Origin of the sequence: Hoeflea sp. 108 (genome assembly GCF_000372965.1) — a bacterium.
In the GTDB taxonomy this organism is placed as follows: Bacteria; Pseudomonadota; Alphaproteobacteria; order Rhizobiales; family Rhizobiaceae; genus Aminobacter.
Map to the genome: position 1 here is coordinate 1,491,933 of NZ_KB890024.1, position 17,847 is coordinate 1,509,779.

The 17,847-nt window shown below is 62.7% G+C and carries 14 protein-coding genes and 1 tRNA gene; 4 read left to right on the forward strand and 11 right to left on the reverse strand.

What is annotated here, in order from left to right; translation table 11 throughout:
- Positions 1-27: 27 nt before the first annotated feature.
- The 9 genes from B015_RS0107240 to B015_RS0107280 form a co-directional block, all read right to left on the reverse strand.
- The gene (locus tag B015_RS0107240) at positions 28-1,185 is read right to left on the reverse strand and encodes an isovaleryl-CoA dehydrogenase (RefSeq protein WP_018427011.1); all 1,158 of its coding nucleotides are present in this window, start codon (positions 1,183-1,185) and stop codon (positions 28-30) included.
- Positions 1,151-1,795, reverse strand: coding sequence for a TetR/AcrR family transcriptional regulator (locus tag B015_RS0107245; RefSeq protein WP_018427012.1), 645 nt, complete (start codon positions 1,793-1,795; stop codon positions 1,151-1,153). The genes B015_RS0107240 and B015_RS0107245 overlap by 35 nt, the downstream gene beginning before the upstream one ends.
- Before the next feature lie 88 nt (positions 1,796-1,883).
- On the reverse strand, positions 1,884-3,311 hold the full coding sequence (locus B015_RS0107250) for an HlyD family type I secretion periplasmic adaptor subunit (protein ID WP_081623446.1): 1,428 nt from the start codon (positions 3,309-3,311) through the stop codon (positions 1,884-1,886).
- Positions 3,308-5,062: a type I secretion system permease/ATPase gene (locus B015_RS0107255; RefSeq protein ID WP_245262296.1), complete on the reverse strand. Its 1,755-nt coding sequence runs from the start codon at positions 5,060-5,062 to the stop codon at positions 3,308-3,310. Before B015_RS0107255 ends, B015_RS0107250 begins: the two co-directional genes overlap by 4 nt.
- 70 nt (positions 5,063-5,132) lie before the next feature.
- Positions 5,133-6,353 (reverse strand): CAP domain-containing protein, encoded by a 1,221-nt coding sequence (locus tag B015_RS0107260; protein WP_018427015.1) that lies wholly within the window; start codon positions 6,351-6,353, stop codon positions 5,133-5,135.
- Between the two features lie 189 nt (positions 6,354-6,542).
- The gene (locus B015_RS0107265) at positions 6,543-7,655 is read right to left on the reverse strand and encodes a pyridoxal phosphate-dependent aminotransferase (protein ID WP_018427016.1); all 1,113 of its coding nucleotides are present in this window, start codon (positions 7,653-7,655) and stop codon (positions 6,543-6,545) included.
- A 322-nt stretch (positions 7,656-7,977) separates the two neighbouring features.
- Entirely contained in the window at positions 7,978-8,520 is a 543-nt protein-coding gene (locus B015_RS32470) for a porin (protein ID WP_081623447.1), read from the reverse strand.
- Positions 8,521-8,823: 303 nt separating this feature from the next.
- Positions 8,824-9,702, reverse strand: a complete 879-nt coding sequence (locus B015_RS0107275; RefSeq protein WP_245262300.1) for a site-specific integrase — start codon at positions 9,700-9,702, stop codon at positions 8,824-8,826.
- A gap of 309 nt (positions 9,703-10,011) precedes the next feature.
- Complete coding sequence (locus tag B015_RS0107280; protein WP_018427019.1) at positions 10,012-11,055, reverse strand: porin; 1,044 nt, start codon at positions 11,053-11,055, stop codon at positions 10,012-10,014.
- Between the two features lie 453 nt (positions 11,056-11,508).
- On the opposite strand from B015_RS0107280, the gene B015_RS0107285 reads away from it, so the two are divergent.
- Together B015_RS0107285 and B015_RS0107290 are read left to right on the forward strand one after the other, a co-directional pair.
- Positions 11,509-11,599, forward strand: a tRNA-Ser gene (locus B015_RS0107285).
- Between the two features lie 137 nt (positions 11,600-11,736).
- Positions 11,737-12,708, forward strand: coding sequence for a porin (locus B015_RS0107290; RefSeq protein ID WP_018427020.1), 972 nt, complete (start codon positions 11,737-11,739; stop codon positions 12,706-12,708).
- A 101-nt stretch (positions 12,709-12,809) separates the two neighbouring features.
- Here the strand turns inward: B015_RS0107290 and B015_RS0107295 are convergent, their stop codons facing one another.
- Together B015_RS0107295 and B015_RS0107300 are read right to left on the reverse strand one after the other, a co-directional pair.
- A complete protein-coding gene (locus B015_RS0107295; RefSeq protein WP_018427021.1) occupies positions 12,810-13,706 on the reverse strand; it encodes an alpha/beta hydrolase in 897 nt (298 codons plus the stop codon).
- A gap of 109 nt (positions 13,707-13,815) precedes the next feature.
- On the reverse strand, positions 13,816-15,858 hold the full coding sequence (locus tag B015_RS0107300; RefSeq protein WP_018427022.1) for a lytic transglycosylase domain-containing protein: 2,043 nt from the start codon (positions 15,856-15,858) through the stop codon (positions 13,816-13,818).
- Between the two features lie 346 nt (positions 15,859-16,204).
- Here B015_RS0107300 and dapA point away from each other — a divergent pair, with 346 nt between their 5' ends.
- Both dapA and smpB read left to right on the forward strand, forming a co-directional pair.
- Positions 16,205-17,086 carry a 4-hydroxy-tetrahydrodipicolinate synthase gene (dapA, locus tag B015_RS0107305; RefSeq protein ID WP_026226997.1) on the forward strand — a complete coding sequence of 294 codons (882 nt, stop codon included), beginning with the start codon at positions 16,205-16,207 and terminating at the stop codon, positions 17,084-17,086.
- 229 nt (positions 17,087-17,315) lie between these two features.
- Positions 17,316-17,795, forward strand: coding sequence for an SsrA-binding protein SmpB (smpB, locus tag B015_RS0107310; protein WP_018427024.1), 480 nt, complete (start codon positions 17,316-17,318; stop codon positions 17,793-17,795).
- Positions 17,796-17,847 lie beyond the last annotated feature (52 nt).

A 17,847-nucleotide genomic window follows, 5' to 3' on the forward strand; every position in this document is an offset into this window, starting at 1 on the left:
AGCCCTGCGCGGCATTGTCGCGCAGGGTCACTCCCCCATGATCTCGCGACCGATCAGCCAGCGCCTGATCTCGCTTGTGCCGGCGCCGATCTCGTAGAGCTTGGCGTCGCGCAGCAGCCGGCCTGTCGGATAGTCGTTGATGTAGCCATTGCCGCCGAGCAACTGAATTGCATCCAGCGCCATCAGCGTTGCCTTTTCGGCGGCAAACAGCACGCATCCGGCGGCGTCCTTGCGTGTCGTCTGGCCGCGGTCGCAGGCGGCGGCGACGGCGTAGACATAGGCGCGCGCCGCATTCATCGTCGAATACATGTCGGCGAGCTTGCCCTGCACCAGCTGGAATTCTCCGATCGGCTGGCCGAACTGCTTGCGGTCATGCACATAAGGTACGGCAACGTCCAAACACGCCGCCATGATGCCGATCGGCCCGCCGGCCAGCACCACGCGCTCATAGTCCAGGCCCGACATCAGCACTTCGACGCCGCTGCCTTCCTGGTGCAGCACGTTTTCGAACGGCACCTCGACATTGTCGAACACCAGCTCGCCGGTGTTGGAGCCGCGCATGCCGAGCTTGTCGAGCTTCTGGGCGACCGAAAAGCCCTTCATCGTCTTTTCGACAATAAAGGCAGTGATGCCGCGCGACTTCCGGTCGGGGTCGGTCTTCGCATAGACCACCAGCGTGTCGGCGTCCGGCCCGTTGGTGATCCACATCTTCGAGCCGTTCAGCACATAGGCGTCATTGTGCTTCTCGGCGCGGAGCCGCATCGACACGACATCCGAACCCGAGCCGCTTTCCGACATGGCGAGCGCGCCGACATTCTCGCCCGAGCATAGTTTTGGCAGGTACTTCGCCTTCTGCTCCGCCGTGCCCCAACGCTTGATCTGGTTGACGCAGAGGTTCGAATGCGCGCCGTAGGACAGACCGACCGAGGCCGAGGCGCGGGAGATTTCCTCGACCGCCACGACATGGGCGACATAGCCCATGTCGGAGCCGCCATATTCGCTTTCGGCGGTGATGCCGAGCAGGCCGAGCGCGCCCAGTTCCTGCCAGAGTTCGGCAGGAAACTCGTTGGACCGGTCGATGTCGGCAGCCATCGGCGCAAGGCGCTCCTGGGCAAAGCGCCGGACCATTTCGCGCAGGCTGTCGACGTCCTCACCGAGCCCGAAGTTCAGCGTCCTGTCGTACATGGCGTTCCTCCGTATTGGTCTTGGCGCCAGTCAGGCGCATCGTCATTGCGAGGTAGGTCGCGGTCACTTCATTGACCGAAAGCCGCTCGTCGGGGCGGAACCACACGATCACGCCCGTGATCATCTGGATGATCGCCATAGCCGTCAGCCCGGTGTCGTCAACTTCGAGCAGCCGCAGCTCCGCGCCATCGCGCAGGATGGTCCTGAGCTCCTTCTCATAGGCCGTGCGCAGCTTCAGGATCGTCGTCAGATTGTCACGCGAAAGGCTGCGCAGCTCCATATTGGACACGTGCGTCGCGTGCCGGCGCTCGACATGAAAGCGGATGTGGTTGGTGACGAACGCCGTCAGCCGCGCCACCGGATCGTCATTGTCGGGGTGGGAGTTCGCCCATTCGGCCAACAGCGCCTCCATGTGCTCGCGCATCAGCGTGAACAACAGGTCTTCCTTGGTCGGAAAATAGCGGTAGAGCGCCGCCGCCTGTACGCCCACTTCGGCGGCCAGCTGGCGCATGGTCACGGCCTCGAAGCCGTGGCGGGCAATAAGGGCCACAGAGGCGTCGCGGATCGCCGCTTCGGTCCTTTCGCCGTCCGAACCTGCCGTGCGCGCCATAGGGCATCCTCCCGATGACAAGAGTAATAAAACGAACGTTAAATTAATTCAAGAGATGACCGGAAGAGTCGAGACTGGCTTTGCCGCCTCAGTCGCTGCGGAAGGCGCGGCTTGCCTGGTCGGTCAGCGGCTTGAACAGGTAGGAGAGCACAGTCCTGTCGGTGGTCTTGAGGAACACCTCGGCCGGCATCCCTGGCTTGAGTTCAAGAGAACCTGCCTGCTGCAGGCTCGGTGCCGACAGTGCGATGCGCACGGCATAGTAGGATAGGCCCGCCTTCTGGTCCTCGATCAGGTCGGGCGATATCCTGTTCACCTCGCCTTCGACCTCCGGCGTGGTCTGCTGGTTGAAGGCAGAGAGCCGGAGTGTCGCCGGCTGCCCGACATGCACCTGGTCGATGTCCTGCGGCGCCACGCGCGCCTCCACCACCAGCGCATCCGCTGTCGGCACGATCTGCATGATGGCTTCGCCGGGCGCGATCACCCCGCCAACTGTGTGAACCGCGAGCTGGTGCACGCGGCCCGCCTGGGGCGAACGGATGTCGGTCTGCTTCAATGACTGCTCGGCGGCGATCTGGCGCTCGCGCATCTCGCCCGCCTTGGCGTCGATCTCGCGCAACTCGCCGGCAACCTGGCTGCGCATGTCCTGGTCGATCTGAATGATGGCCAGCTCGGTCTCGCTGATGCGGCCGCGTGTCTGTGCCGCGGTGGCGGTCAATGCGCCGTCCTCGCCGGTCAGCTGCGCCTGCGCCCGCTGCCGTTCGGACAGGCGCGACAGCGGCACCAGCTTCTTCTTCCACAACGCCTCGACGCCCTCCAGTTCGGCATCGACAAGCGCTATTTCCTTCTGCTTGCTCTGCTGCTGGGCCTCGATGCCGGCAATCTCCTGCCGGTATTGGGCAATCCGTTCGCGCAACTGCGAGACTTGGCCGTTGCGAGCCTGTTGCCTGAGCGTAAACAGCTTGTTCTCGCCTTCGATCAGCTGAGCGACTTGCGGGTCCGAGGCGTGGTCGCGCAGTTCGGCGGGGTAGGCGACCTCGGCCGCTCCGTCGCGTTCGGCGATCAGTCGTGCCCGTCGCGCTGCAAGTTCTGCGAGGCCGTTGTCGAAGACCGCCAGATTGGCCTTGGCCACCGTGTCGTCGAGCCTGACAAGCACGTCACCTTCCGAAACCATGCTGCCATTGTGCACATTGAGCGCGCCGACCACGCCACCCTGCGGATGCTGCACTGCCTTGACGCTGGAATCGACCACAAGATGTCCGCCGGCGACGACGGCGCCGGACAGCGAACTCGTTGCCGCCCACAGGCCAAGCCCGCCAACAAGCACGACGGCTGCGAATCCACCGAGCCTGACGTTGCGCCGGATAGCCGCCCGCAATCTCTGCTGCTGCGGGCTCGCCCCGTCAACTGGCGTGGCGCCGCGGTCGAGCAGGGCAAGGGCGCTCGTTTGGGCGGAAGCGACCAACTGGCGTGTCCTCGCCAAGCCCTGCTGGGCGGATGTGCTGGTTAAGAGGCTCATGATGCCCCCGCTGCGCGTTCGTTTGCCACGGCATGCAACGGTGCTGGCTGCATTGCTTGGCGGGCAACGTCGCTCTTGAGGCCGAACGCCTGCTGCCGACCGCCACCGAGCACCAGCAAATGGTCGAGTGCGGCCAGCGCGCTCGGCCGGTGCGCCACCACGATGACGATGCCGCCGCGCGCCCTGATCTTTTCGATCGCCTGCGTCAGTGCCTGTTCGCCTGATGCGTCGAGGTTGGAGTTCGGCTCGTCCAGGACCACCAGGAACGGGTCGCGGTAGAGCGCGCGCGCCAGCGCCACCCTTTGCCTTTGGCCGGCCGACAGGGCAGCACCTGCATCGCCGATCTCGGTCTGGTAGCCGTCAGGCAGCCTCAGGATCATCTCATGTGCACCGGCCGCCTCGGCCGCCGCGATGACCGCCTCGGGCGACGAATCGTCGTCGAAGCGCGAGATGTTCTGCCCCACGGTTCCGGCAAACAACTCGACGTCCTGTGGCAGGTAGCCGACATGGCGGCCGAGCGAACCTGCCGGCCACTGCTCGAGTGCGGCGCCGTCGAGCCGGACCTTGCCGCGCATCAGCGGCCAGACGCCGACCAGGGCGCGTGCCAGCGACGATTTTCCGGAACCGCTCGGTCCGATCACTCCCATGCCGGAGCCCGCCGTGAGTGAGAATTCGACGTCCTGGATGAGAATCCGTCGGTCGCCGGGGGAGGCGACGCCGATGCTTTCGACCGCCAGCACCGCCTTCGGCGCGGGAAGCGCCATTGCGTCTGTTGCCCTGGGCATGGCGGCAAACAGGCCGTCAAGCCGCTGCCAGCCCTGGCGCGCGGCGAGGAAGCTTTTCCAGTGGGCGATGGCTGCCTCGATCGGCGCCAGCGCCCGCGAGGTCAGGATCGAGCTGGCGATGATGATTCCAGGCGTCGCCTGCTGGTAGATGACGAGATAGGCGCCCAGCGCCAACACCATCGACTGCAGCATCATTCGCAGGATGCGCGACACCGCGCCGAAACCGCCGGTGATGTCGCTGGCGCGTTCCTGCGCGGCGCGGAAATCGCCGTTCGCGCTCGTCCAGCGCCTGGCAAGGTTCACGCCCATGCCCATGGCGGTCAGCACCTCTGCGTTGCGCACGCTTGCCTGGGCTATCGCGCCGCGCCGGGCACTCAGGTCGGACATCGATTTTGTTGGTGCCCGCACCAGCCGGTCGGCCAGAACAGTCAACAGGATCAGGAGGATGGCGCCTGCAAGCGCCGCCACGCCGATCCACGGATGGAACAGAAAACAGATCAGGACATAGAGCGGGATCCACGGCAGGTCGAAGAGTGAGGCCGGCCCGCCACCGGACAGAAAGCCGCTAACCTGATCGAGATCGCGCAGCGCCTGCAGGCCTTCGCCGCGGTCGCGAATGCGTAGCGGCAGGCGCACGATGCAGTCGAACACGCGGCCCGAAATCAACTCATCGATGCCGGCGCCAACGCGCGTCAGCACCCGGGCGCGCACAGTTTCGAGCACGCCCTGGAAGGCATAGAGCACGGCCACCATGACGATCAGTGCCACCAGCGTCGGCACGCTGCGGCTCGGCAGCACCCGGTCGTAGACCTGCAGCATGAACAGCGAGCCGGACAGCATCAGCACGTTGATGAGGCCGCTGAAGCCGGCGACAGCGATGAAGGTGCCGCGGAACGAGGCCAGTGCCGAGCCGAGTTCCGAACGTCCGGAACGGGACGCCGTCGAGAACGATTGGGTCAGGGGGATCCCTCTCAATTGCCTTGGGGCGCGACCGGCGGGGGAGTGTTCGCCCGCCGGCCGCCGTAGTCAGCTTGCGTCAGGCAACAACGTCGCCGTGGTGATGGCCCTGATGGGCGGCCATCTGCGCCAAAATCTTGGCGACAGTGGCCTGCGCTGCGTCGCCGGCGTCGGTCATTACATCGGCAGGCATGTGCGCCTGCAGCGCGGCAATTGCCTGGTCGACGGCCTGGTGGACATGGCCGCCGTCGATGAGATCGCCGGCATGCTCGGCGTTCACATGATTTGCCACCTTGGCGCCGAAGGCGAACTGGTCGCCGTGAAGGGCAACCGTGTGTTTGGCCGGACTGTCCGTCGTGGTTGCAAACTTGCTCGCCGCGCGGCTTGCGTGGTGGTCGTTGCCGAAACCATCCATGTTCTTGAAGAAGTCGGTCAGCCAGGCATTTCCAGGCTTGCTGACAGGCGTATTGCCGGCGTCGGCGTTGCCCGCAACGGTCTTGTCGGTCGTGACGGGCTGCGTCGAAGGCGCAGTGGCGATGTCGCCTGCGGGATTGTCCGCGGAAGCGGTGGCGGCCAGTGTTCCCGACTTCGCCGCCGGATTGAACAGGTCAAGCTTCACGTTCTTGGTGCCGATGGTCACAGTCTTCGTCGTCGTGGCGACGTTTGCGCCGGCGAACGTCACCGTGTAGGTGCCCGGCTTCAGCACGAGGTCATAACCGCCGGCCGCCGATGTCGTGGTCTTGAAGGTCTGGCCCGCGGCGTTCTTGGCGGTGATGGTGATGGCACCCAGTCCTTCGCCCGGATCGTAGAAGCGGTCGCCGTCCTTGTCGCCATAGGCCACGCCGGTCAGGAACAGGTCGGAGCCGGTCTTGCCGAAATCCTCGGTCACGAAGGCACTCTGCCGGCCCTGGTAGTCTCCGACCTCGAAGCCGAGGCCGACCTCGCGGAAGTTGGGGTTGAGGATGTTCGCCCGATGGCCGGACGAATTCATCAGGTTGGTGTGAAGCAGCTTCACTTCGTCGACATAACCTGTCGGTGCGCGCGTTGTCGCCCAGGCGATGTTCTCGCCCGTCGCCCACGAGCCGGAGAGCGTATAGCCCGCCGCCTTCATGCGCGTCGTCGGCGACGAGCCGCCGGAGCCGGTGTGCGAGAAGGTGTCGGTCGCCAGCATCCACTGGTCGTGGCCTTCGGCCGCTTCGCTGAGGTCGTTGTCGAATGCCAGAGGCTGGGCGCCTACCTTGGCGCGTTCCGCGTTGATGAGCTCGAGCAAATACTGCTCGTTGGCGCTGTGCTGAGGCATAGGGTCTCCCCGTTGGTTCTGATTGCTGTTGAACCCCCAGTGTCCCCGTCCGCCCGACATCCGGCCTAGGCAGGAAGTGTGTTGATGATGCGGCGCTCGAATGAATAAATTAGGATGTGCGCATGTATCTTCGCGCGGCCTGACGCCGCGTGAAGCCGGACATGTATCCCTGGTTGAGGACGTCTGTCGTCAGGCGCCGCGTGCAGCGGCAATCGCCTTCGGGAGTTCCTCGGCGAAGATGTCGATCTCGTGATCCAGGCCCACGCTGACGCGGATGCATCGATCGAGCACCGGCGCCATCGGCTTGCGAATGAACACGTCGCGGGCAAGTAGGTTGCGCATGATGGCGAGCGCAAAGCTCGAATCCGCGCCGCAGTCGACGGTCACGAAATTGGTACCCGAGGGCAGCGGCTTCAGCCCGTTGTCCGTGGCGATCTTGGCTATGCGCCTGCGCCCGGCGTCCACCTTGGTGACGACCTCGGCCAGATAGGCCTGGTCGGCGAGTGCTTCCTCGCCTGCGATCTGCGCCATGCGGCTGACGCCATAGTGATTGCGTACTTTCTCGAAGTCGGAAATCACCTCGGCATCGCCGAAAGCGTAACCGCAGCGAATGCCGGCGAGGCCGTAAGCCTTGGAGAAGGTGCGCATGCGCACGACGTTGGGCCGGGAAATGTCGACCGGCGGCAGCGCCGAGGCCAGTGCCGTCTCGCCATAGGCCTCGTCGAGGATCAGCGTCGTCGTTTCCGGCAGCTGTTCGACGAAACGCAGGATCTCGTTCGCCTCCCACCAGCTGCCCATTGGGTTGTCGGGGTTGGAAAGATAGACAACCGGTGCGTTTTCGCGCCTTGCCGCGTCCAGAAGGCCCTGCAGGTCTTCCTTGTCGTCGCGGAACGGCACCGGCACCAGCCGCCCTCCCACGCTGGCAACGTGGAAATTGAAGGTGGGGTAGGCGCCCAGCGAGGTGACGACTGGCGTGCCTTCGGTGGCGTACATGCGCACGACGAGATTGAGCAGACCGTCGATGCCTTCACCGACGACAACATTTTCAGCGCCGATGCCGAGATGGCGGGCCAGCGCAACCTTCAGGTCGTAATTGTCGGGGTCGCAATATTTCCACATCTCGGCCGCCGCTTGTTCCATGCGGGCGATGACGCGCGGCGAGGGGCCGAAGCCGCTTTCATTGGCGCCCATGCGCGCTCGGAACGGCCTGCCGCGCTCGCGCTCCTGTGCTTCAGGCCCGACAAAAGGCACGGTGACGGGCAGGGCGCGGATGACGGGAGTGAGGAGCGGCCGTACGGGCATCGGTGTCGAACTCTATGGCTGGCAGAGAGCCGCATCTCGTTCAAGCGCGGCAAGGTTGATTGTGCTTGAGCCTATACGACAAAAAATGCGGTATTTGCATGCGCTTTGTACGATGGGTGACAATTGCTTCCGGCTTTTGAGGCCCGAACATGTGCTGCGCGCAAGGCCGATTGATGGCTGGCTGGCGGAAGAAATCTACGGGAGCGATCCGGTCCTTCCGACCTTGCTGCCTCCTTGAGCGCTTGGGCGCATACTGAGGCAATAAGAACGGCCCGGGTCTCGACGAAACCCGGGCCGTCTTTTGGCTAAACGTGTCGTTCGATTAGAACGATGCGTCGAGGCGCAGGAAGCCGGCGAACGAGCCGTCGGTTGCCTTGTAGCTGTCGCCGTCGGTGTAGTTGACGGCCAGCTTGGCGTCGAGGTTCTGGACGATGTTGTAGTCGACAACCGCGCCGACGACCCAGTCGTTGCCGCCGGCGAAGCCCGTGACCAGAGCGGTGTCGTAGCGATCGCCGAGGTACTGGCCGCCAACGGTCAGCGCCAGCTTCTCGTTGACCTGGTACACGACGTCGCCGCCGACCGACCACTCGTAGCCGATGCCGTAGAAGCTGTCGGCCGAATCGTAGCTGGCGATTGCCTTCAGCGTGATGGCATCCGTCGCCTTGAAGCGAGCGATTGCCTTCAGAGCATACTCTTCCGCGATCGAGTCGTAAGCGGCGAAGAGGTCGACGCCACCCCAGCCCTGGACAACCGATGCCTTGCCGGTGATGTTCGGGGTGTAGGACTGGTTGTTCTCGGCAACTTCGAGGCCTGCGCTCAGCGCGATGCCGTTGCCGGCGTCGAAGGTGTAGCGGACCTGGTTGATGCGGTCGCCGCCAGCGAGTCCATTCCGCTTGGCCTACGCATTGCCAGTCGATGGTATCGATCTGAAGTGCAGGGTCTTTGCCGAATGGCACGCAATATGGGAGTTCGAATGGTGCATGCGCCGACCGGCGCGCAGGACCCGGTCGCTCGTTCATCAATGCCCGCTGTTCCGCTTCCGCCTTAACGTGAAGCCGGCGGATCACGGGCTCAACCGCGGATTTGGCGTCGCGTAAAGCTGGCTCAGAAAGCGGATTTCCTTAGAGGCGGCTTGCGACAGTCGACGCGGACACGCGGGTGTTTGCGCTCAGTGTCTCTCCAGCACCACCACGCAACGGTCGAGATCGTTTGTCGCCAGGTGCGCATAGCGCATAGTCATGGTCAGTGTCTGGTGTCCGAGCCACATCTGCACGCGGCGGATGTCGATGCCGCCCTGGACCAGTCGCGAAGCGCATGTGTGACGCAGGATGTGCGGCACGACCTGGTCGTCGGTACCGAGACCGACTTCCGCCTTAGCCTCGTTCCAGATGGCTCGGTACTGCGGTTGCGTCAGCATGGCGAAGGGCCCTTTCGGGCGCGGCCCGCGTTCGGCCAGCCACTTCGCCGCCTCCTTGGCGCGCGCCGTCAGCGGAATCGTACGGCTGCGACCTGATTTGGTGATCCAGAAGCTGACGCGCGTTTCCTGCAGGTCGTTCCAGATCAGCCCAAGAGCCTCGCCGAGACGGCATCCGGTATCTACAAGAAAGACGGAGAGGCGGTAGCAATCCTCGCTCTTGGCGCGGATGGCGGCAAACAGCCTGTCCTCTTCCTCGAACTCGAGAAAGCGGATTCGTCCTGCACGCTCTTTCTGGCGGCGGAACTCGGGCAGGCTATGGATATCTCCCATTTTGTAGGCCTTACGCAGTAGTTTGCTCAAAGCGGCCATCTTCCTATTGATGGTCGCGTTGCTGTTACCGCGTTGGCGCAGGGAGCCTATAAGGCCGTCGAGTGTCTCCTGGGAAAATGCACTGAAGCGTTCGCCTAGAAGAATCTCGTCGATCTCGCCCAGGAAGGAGCTGACGTTGTATTTGTGCTTCCCGTCATCCCACAAAATATCTTTGTACGACGCAAAAAGATCTAAAACCCTGTGTGACTTTACTTCTTTTAAGTTATTAAAATTATAAGTAACTTTGCAATTTGCCAACAGGGCGGCTGAATGGTGGCCGCTCAAAACCTGATCCTTTGAAGTTGCTTTTTTCACAATACGCCTGCAACCGGTGGCAAAGAGTCGCAAAAAGCTATCTTAGCCGGTGTCGCTCGACAAGATGACGTTTACAGTTTCGGTATGGTCGTCGGGCGGACGGCAATGTCGTCCCTTGCGCCTGACCCACTTCCTTACAACGCTGTCTCTTCTCCTTCTTGGCTGTCTGGCATCCCAGCGTTTGCCGCCGGTAGAAAAACAGCCCGGGTATCTTTCGAAACCCGGGCTGCCTTTATTGCTTACGACGTCAGTCGATTAGAACGAGGCGTCGAGGCGGAGGAAGCCGCTGAACGAGCCGTCCGTGAAGCTGTCGCCGTCGTTGTAGTTGAGAGCGAGCTTGGCATCGAGACCCTGAACGACCTGATAGTCGACGACAGCGCCGATCGCCCAGTCGTTGTTGTCGGTATCGAGGAAGCCGGGAAGCACGCCGCCAATGTGACGATCAGCGAAGTACTGACCGCCAGCGCCAACAGCCAGCTTCTCATTGACCTGGTACTTCAGGTAGCCACCGACCGACCAGGTGTAGCCGTCATACTCGGTATTCAGGCTCCAGTAGGACGGGCCGGTCTCATACGTCGCGATCATTTCGAGCGTCAGAGCGTCCGTTGCCTTGACGTTGGCGATGGCCTTGAATGCGCCTTCGCCGTAAGCATCGTCATAAGCGGCAAACAGGTTGACCGAGCCCCAGCCCTGAGCGATCGACACCTTGCCGACGACGAGCGGAACGTAATCGAAGTTGTCCGACTCTTCTTCCAGCGAGGCCGAGACCGAGATGCCGTTGCCGGCGTCGAAGGTGTAGCGGATCTGGTTGACGCGGTCGCCGCCGCCCTTGTCGAATTCGCCCGACAGGTCGCCGTCGAACAGCGTGTCGGTGTGACCGACGAGCAGGCCGCCGAGTTCGAAGTAGGCGTGACGAAGGGCAGTGCTGCCTTCAGACTTGAGACCGGTCCAAACGTCGCCTTCCCAGCCGCCGCCGCCGATGCCAGCCTGGAACTCGATGTAACGGCGGAACGTGCCGTATTCGGTTTCCGACCGAGCGTCGAACTTCAGGCGGGCCAGCGACGTCTTGTTCCAGCCGTTGTCTTCGTCGGTCCAGTCGATTTCGTAACGAACGAGGCCGCCGATCTTGAGGCAGGTCTCGGTGCCCGGGATGTAATAGAAGCCGGCGCCGTAAACGTCGCAGATGCGGACGTATTCCATGGGCTCCGGCTCAGCGACGACGACAGCGTCGGCAGCGCGAGCGCCGGAGACTGCGAGCAGAGCCGCAGCGGAGCCGAGAAGAAGGCTCTTGATGTTCATTTTCTGACCTCCAGTCAAAAGTTTCAAAAGAGGGTCTGGGTATTTTTTGCTGAAGGACAGCGTTCCCTGCCCCATCCCCGTTTGAAAAAGATACGCACCGCGTTCCTTCTTCGATGCCGACATTTACCGATGAGCCGGGGCGGTTCAACAACGAACAGCGCCAACAGGCACCCTGATGCAATCTATCCGCAACCGATGTTGCACAAATGACACGATTTGATGCCCCCTATAAAGAAGTCATTAAGGTTTGGGCGCCTGGGAGGGGTTGAATCGTATATGGAATCGTCGAGCTCGACGTTCCGCTGACAGAGGAATCGACCGGATTGGGTTTCTCCGAGACATTCCCGGGGGGCTGAGATTCGCCTGGTCGAATCTCCATTCGGTTCTTTTTACGTCTAAAGGCACAAAGCCTTATTGATTGTGCCGCGCCTTTTCTTTATCCAGCGCCTCGACGGAGAGGTGGCCGAGTGGTCGAAGGCGCTCCCCTGCTAAGGGAGTAGAGGTCAAAAGCTTCTCGTGGGTTCGAATCCCATCCTCTCCGCCATCCCCAGGCCATCGAGGCCGACAATCTCCAGAAAACCAAATCATTTCAAAGCGCTATCGCACGCCTCATCGGCGCCAACTACGATTCTGCACGCTGTTTTTCCGCCTCCAGCCGCGATTCTGACTGGAGGTCAGAAAATGAACATCAAGAGCCTTCTTCTCGGCTCCGCTGCGGCTCTGCTCGCAGTCTCCGGCGCTCGCGCTGCCGACGCTGTCGTCGTCGCTGAGCCGGAGCCCATGGAATACGTCCGCATCTGCGACGTTTACGGCGCCGGCTTCTATTACATCCCGGGCACCGAGACCTGCCTCAAGATCGGCGGCCTCGTTCGTTACCAGATCAACTGGACCGACAACGATGACGGCTGGAAGAAGAAGACCACCGCTCGTCTGAAGCTCGACGCGCGTTCGGAGACCGAGTACGGCACCTTCAAGCGCTACATTGAAGTCGAGTTCGCGAACCAGACGTCTTATGACTCCACAGCCGTGAAGCTTCGCTACGCCTACTTCGAACTCGGCGGTCTGATGGTTGGTCGCAACGACACGCTGTTCGACGGCGACCTGTCGGGCGAGTTTGATTCCGCTGGTGGCGATTTCATCAACTCGGTTCGCTACACGTTCGACGCAGGCAACGGCATTGCCGTCAGCGCGGCTCTCGAAGAAGCTGACACCAACTACGACTACACCCCGAACGTCGCCGGCAAGGTGTCGATCGCTCAGGGCTGGGGTGGTGTTGACCTGTTCGCAGCTTACGACGCGACTGCAGAAGAGTACGCTCTGAAGGCAATCGCCTCGTTCAAGGCAACTGACGCTCTTACGCTTCAGGCAATGGCGATCTACAATTCCGGCGACAGCTTCTACGGTATCGGCTACGAGTGGTCGGTTGGCGGCTACGCCAAGTACCAGGTCAATGAGAAGCTGGCGATCGGTGCCGGTGGTCAGTACTTCGCCGACGACTTCGTCAACAGCCAGAACGACTGGACCATTGGTGCAGTTGTCGACTACAAGATCGTCGACAACCTGAACGCCAAGCTCGCCGTGAACTACAATGACGGTGAGAACTACACCGACGGTGTGTTCTCGGGCTTCCTGCGCCTCGACGCTTCGTTCTAATCAGTTCACAAGCTGACTTAGAGAGAACCCGGCGGGCAACCGCCGGGTTTTTTGTTATCCAGTGCTACGTCGGGTAGTCCGTGCCGCCATACACACTCCGCTCAGGCGAAGGATTCAGTCTCCGACTGCATCCACACGTCGAAAAACGTGGCGATTGTGGCCGGCAACTCACCTGTTTCCAGCAACGGCGCATGGCCTTGGTCCTCGATTGTAACCGCCTCCATCTGCGGATTGCGGCTTCTCATCTCATCGAGTGTCTCCGCCGACAGCAGCCGCGAATTGGCGCCGCGGATCGCGAACATTGGAACGGTGGCCAGAGCCTCGAACTGCGGCCACAGGTCCGGCAGGGGCTTCGACAGATCCATCGCCAGCACGGTCTTGATCAGGGCCGGATCGTAGTCCGCTACAGGCTTGCCGCCTTTGTCGCGGTAGATCGCGCGGACGAAGCGCTGCCAGTCGGCTTCTGTCAATGCCGGGAACGCTGAGCCGTGAACCTGCTTCTGCATTTCGACCGCCTCGGTGAAGGTCTCGGGCTGCCGGGCGTTCTGCAGGTATGAGCGAATGTGGGCGAGGCCTTCGGCTTCGATCACCGGGCCGATGTCGTTCAGAACAGCGGCCTCGATCAGGCCGGGACGCATGGCGGCCAGCACATGCATGATCAGCCCGCCGCGCGACGTCCCGACGAAGGCGGCCTGTTCGATCCCCAGCTCTGCGAGACCTGCCAGAATGTCGGCTGCTTCCATGCCAACATTGTAGTTCTGCCAGTTCGGGTCGTAGGCCGACTGCCCGCGGCCGCGATAGTCGAAGCATATGATTCGACGTCGAGTTTTCGAATCGCTTGCGAGGAAGCGCGCGAGTTCGTGGAAATCCCTGCTGTTTCGGGTGAGGCCGGGCAGGCAGACGACGGGCAGATGCGCGTTGCGCTCGCCGTAGATTCGCGCATGCAGCCTCAGGCCGTCATGCGACTGATAGAAAAAGTCGGAGAAACCGTTGTCCATGCGCGTCCCTGCTGACCTCGCTTCGTCAGCGAATTAGCTACCGAAGCGGCCGAACGAGGTCAAACCCGGGCGAGGTCAAACCAGGCGAGGTTAGGCAGGGCAGGGGGCGTCAGCGGCCGTTCACCAAGTCGCCGGCGATGTCGTAGCCGCCGGTGAGGCGCATCTTGTAGACCTGATAGTTCTCCATCACGCGCTGGACGTAGCTGCGCGTCTCCGAGAACGGAATGCGCTCGATCCAGTCTATGACGGTGTCCAGATCCTTGCCTCGCGGGTCGCCGTAACGTGCGATCCACTGGTCGGCGCGGCGGGGGCCGGCGTTGTAGCCGGCGAAGGTCAGCACATAGGAGCCGTTGAAGCGGCCGAGCTGTTCGCCGAGGAAGGCTGCGCCCAAAGTGGCGTTGTAGCCGGCATCCGAAGTCAGCTTGTCGGCCGAATAGGCCAGGCCTGCCTTCTTTGCCACGTCCTTGGCCGTGCCCGGCATGAGCTGCAGCAGGCCACGTGCGCCGGCATTGGAGACTGCCGCGACGTTGAATTCGCTCTCCTGCCGGGCGATGGCGTAGGCAAGCGCCTTGCCCGAACCGGAAATGTTCGCCGAAGAGGGGATCACGCCGACCGGATGCGACAGCGCGCCGACATCGATGCCGCGCTGGGCCGCGATCTTGCCGACGCGCAGCGCGAGATAATGATTGTCCTGTTTTTCGGCCATGACGGCGAGAAGGGCCAGTTCGCCGGGGCTGGTCAGCTGGTTGGAAAGGTCGCGGTAGAGCATCTCGGCGTAGCGGGCATAGCCAGCACCCTCGAGCCGGCTGATGGCGCTGACCGCCTCGCGCTGCGAGAATGCCTGGCGGTCGGCTGCACTTGGCGTCGGATAGACCACGTTGAGCGCCTTGCGGCCGATTCGTTCAGCCGCTAGCTGGCCATAGAAGGTCGTGCCATAGGTGGCGGCGCGGGCATAATAGTCCTTGGCGTCGCCAGGTCCGCCCGCCTCGGCGGCGCGGCCGAGCCAATAATAGGCACGCGACAGTGAGATCGGTCCGCCGGCGACTTCCGCGATACGGGCGAAGTGGGGTGCTGCCGTCTTGGCGTCATTGAGACCGCGCAGTGCGTACCAGCCGGCGTGGAATTCGGCGTCGGCGGCGTTCGTCGGGCTTTCGGCCGAGTGCGCAGCGACGATTCGGTAGGCTGTCTTGACGTCGCCCTTGTCGACGAGTTCGCGCGACAGGACGCGACGCTCGGCCCACCAGGCGTCGGGGTCGACGAGTGCTGCCTTGTCCCTTGGTGCTTTCAACATGAAGGCAGCGGCGTCGGCGAACTTCTCGTTCTTGCGCATGTTGCGCGACTGGGCAAAGAAATAGCCGGCCGAGCGCTGGTTGGCAGGCACCGCTTCGAGCAGCGCCGCGGACTTCTTGTCGCCCTTGATGACGGCCGCCCAAGCCTCGGCCAGCGCCTTTGCGCCGGCAAGATCGGCAACGCGCAGCGCCGAATTCACCCGGTCGGCATAAAACATCTTTTCCATGCGGAAACGATGGTCGGCCTGCGAAATCAGCGTGCCGAACTCCTTGATGACAGCTGCTTCCTGCTGAGGCTCGAGCTTCTCGTTGCGCCAGTAGGGGCTGAGAGTGGCACGTGCGGCCTTGGCGTCGCCAAGCTCCATCTGGGCACGAGCGAGCAATATGGCGCCTTCGATCGTCTGCGGTTCGCTGCCGGCGAAGGCCTGGACGACGATACGCGGACCGGGGTTCTCGCGCGCCATGGCGCGTTCGCTGTTGCGCCGAAGCGTGGCCAGACCCGGCCAGCCGGGCAGGGCCTGTGCTGCGGCCGCGATGTCGGCGCTCGGTACCTTGTCACCGCCATTGAGCGCAATCGCCCACATCAGGATGTGGCGGTCGAGCGCGGTCGCGGGCAGGGCGTCGCGCACGGCGCGTGCCCTGTCGATGTCGCCGCCCGACAGCGCATCGAGGCCGCTTTTCAACTGGTCGGACGAAGCAAAGGCAGCGCGCATGGCGTCGCCCTTGCCGATCGAGGCAAAGGGGATGGCCGACGTCGTGCCCTGGTCGAGTCCGGCAGCCGAGGCAATGCCGGTCGAAAGCGCAAGGACGGCGCTGAAAATCGCAACACGCTGCGGCCCGAGGGCCGGAATGAACTTTGCCATTCCCTGTCTCTTACAATGACTATCCTGGAGCACGCCGCGCGCCCGATGAAGGCGCAGCCATGCTCCGGCACTTTGAATTGGCGCACCGTCTGTTCCGAAAGGCGAATCCGACTTTCGGGCCGATGCGTCGGGTTGGTAGCTGGAGGCTAGCCCCGGGTTGTGAAGAGGCGGTAAACGAAAGGTTAGCGCGCTCATTACAACCCACTTGCCCAATGCCCCTGTTTGCCCGTTGCCATACTTGCCGCAAATTGATGTCGAGACTATGGTGCGCGGCCCTGCTTTCGGCTAGAAAGCCGGCGACATCAAAAAGACCGCGAAACCGTAGGGTTCCCTGGAGTTGGACGACATGCTGAGAGGCTCACTTACCGCGCTCGTGACACCATTCGACAAGAATGGCCGTCTCGACGAGAAAGCCTTTCGCGAACTCGTCGAATGGCAGATATCTGAGGGCACCACGGGTCTCGTCCCCGTAGGCACAACCGGCGAGTCGCCGACACTCTCCCATGACGAACACCGCCACGTCGTGAAGATGTGCGTCGAGGTTGCGCGTGGCCGCGTGCCGGTTATTGCCGGTGCCGGTTCGAACAACACCGAAGAGGCCGTCGGGCTGGTCAAGTTTGCCGAAACCGTCGGCGCGGATGCCGTGCTGGTCGTCACGCCCTATTACAACAAGCCGACGCAGCGTGGCCTCTATGCGCATTTCGCCGCTGTCGCCCAGGCAACGACCCTGCCTGTCATCATCTACAACATCCCGCCGCGCTCGATCATCGACATGACGCCGGAGACGATGGGCCGGCTGGCCCATGACTTCAAGAACATCGCCGGCGTCAAGGATGCGACCGGCAAGGTCGAGCGCGTCTCCGAGCAGCGCATCACCTGCGGCACCGATTTCATTCAGCTGTCGGGCGAGGACGCTTCGGCGCTCGGCTTCAACGCCCATGGCGGCGTTGGCGCCATTTCGGTGACCTCGAACGTTGCGCCACGCCTGTGCGCCGAATTCCAGATCGCCAGCCTGTCCGGCGACAATGCCAAGGCTCTTGAGCTGCAGGATCGCCTGATGCCGCTGCACAAGGCGATCTTCATAGAGCCGGGTGCTTCGGGCGCCAAATACGCGCTGTCGCGTCTCGGCCGCATCGAGAATGTGCTGCGTTCGCCGCTGGTCACCGTCGAAGCTGCGACAGCAGAGAAGATCGACGCTGCGATGAAGCACGCCGGCCTCATCAACTGAGTGCCCAAAGGCTTGCGGAATTGTCACTTCGCAGCCATGTAAGCGCTCTTGGGATTGTGTCTCCTTCGACGCCAGCCCTTCGAATTCGCACCTCGCGATGAGGGAAATCAGCCACTGCAGCTGAAGCCAAGGCGCTGTTTGCGCAGGGGTTCGGATGCCGGTGGCTCCTCATCCGGGGATGCGGGCCAGACGGGTAAGCCGCAGGACGCACCAAACACATAGCGACGTCATGAGCCAGGGCAAGAAATCCGACCCCAACAACAAGATCGCCGCGGAAAACCGCAAGGCGCGCTTCAATTATGAGGTGCTCGACACGCTCGAGGCCGGCATGGTCTTGAGCGGCACTGAGGTCAAGTCGCTGCGTCTGGGACAGGCCAACATCCAGGATTCCTACGCCTCGTTCGAGGGCGGGGAACTGTGGCTGATCAATTCCTACGTGCCGGAATATCTGCAGGCCAACCGCTTCAACCATGAGACGCGGCGCCGCCGCAAGCTGCTGGTCAACAAGCGCGAGATGGCCAAGCTCGCCCAGAGCATCGAGCGCGAGGGCATGACGCTTGTGCCGCTGAAGATCTATTTCAACGATCGCGGCATGGCCAAGATGCTGCTCGCCATCGGCCGTGGCAAGAAGCTTCACGACAAGCGCGAGACCGAAAAGCAGCGCGACTGGAACCGCGAAAAGGGGCGGCTGCTGAAAGAGCGCGGGTAGCGAATATCCCTTCTCCCTTGTGGGAGAAGGTGCCCCGAAAGGGACGGATGAC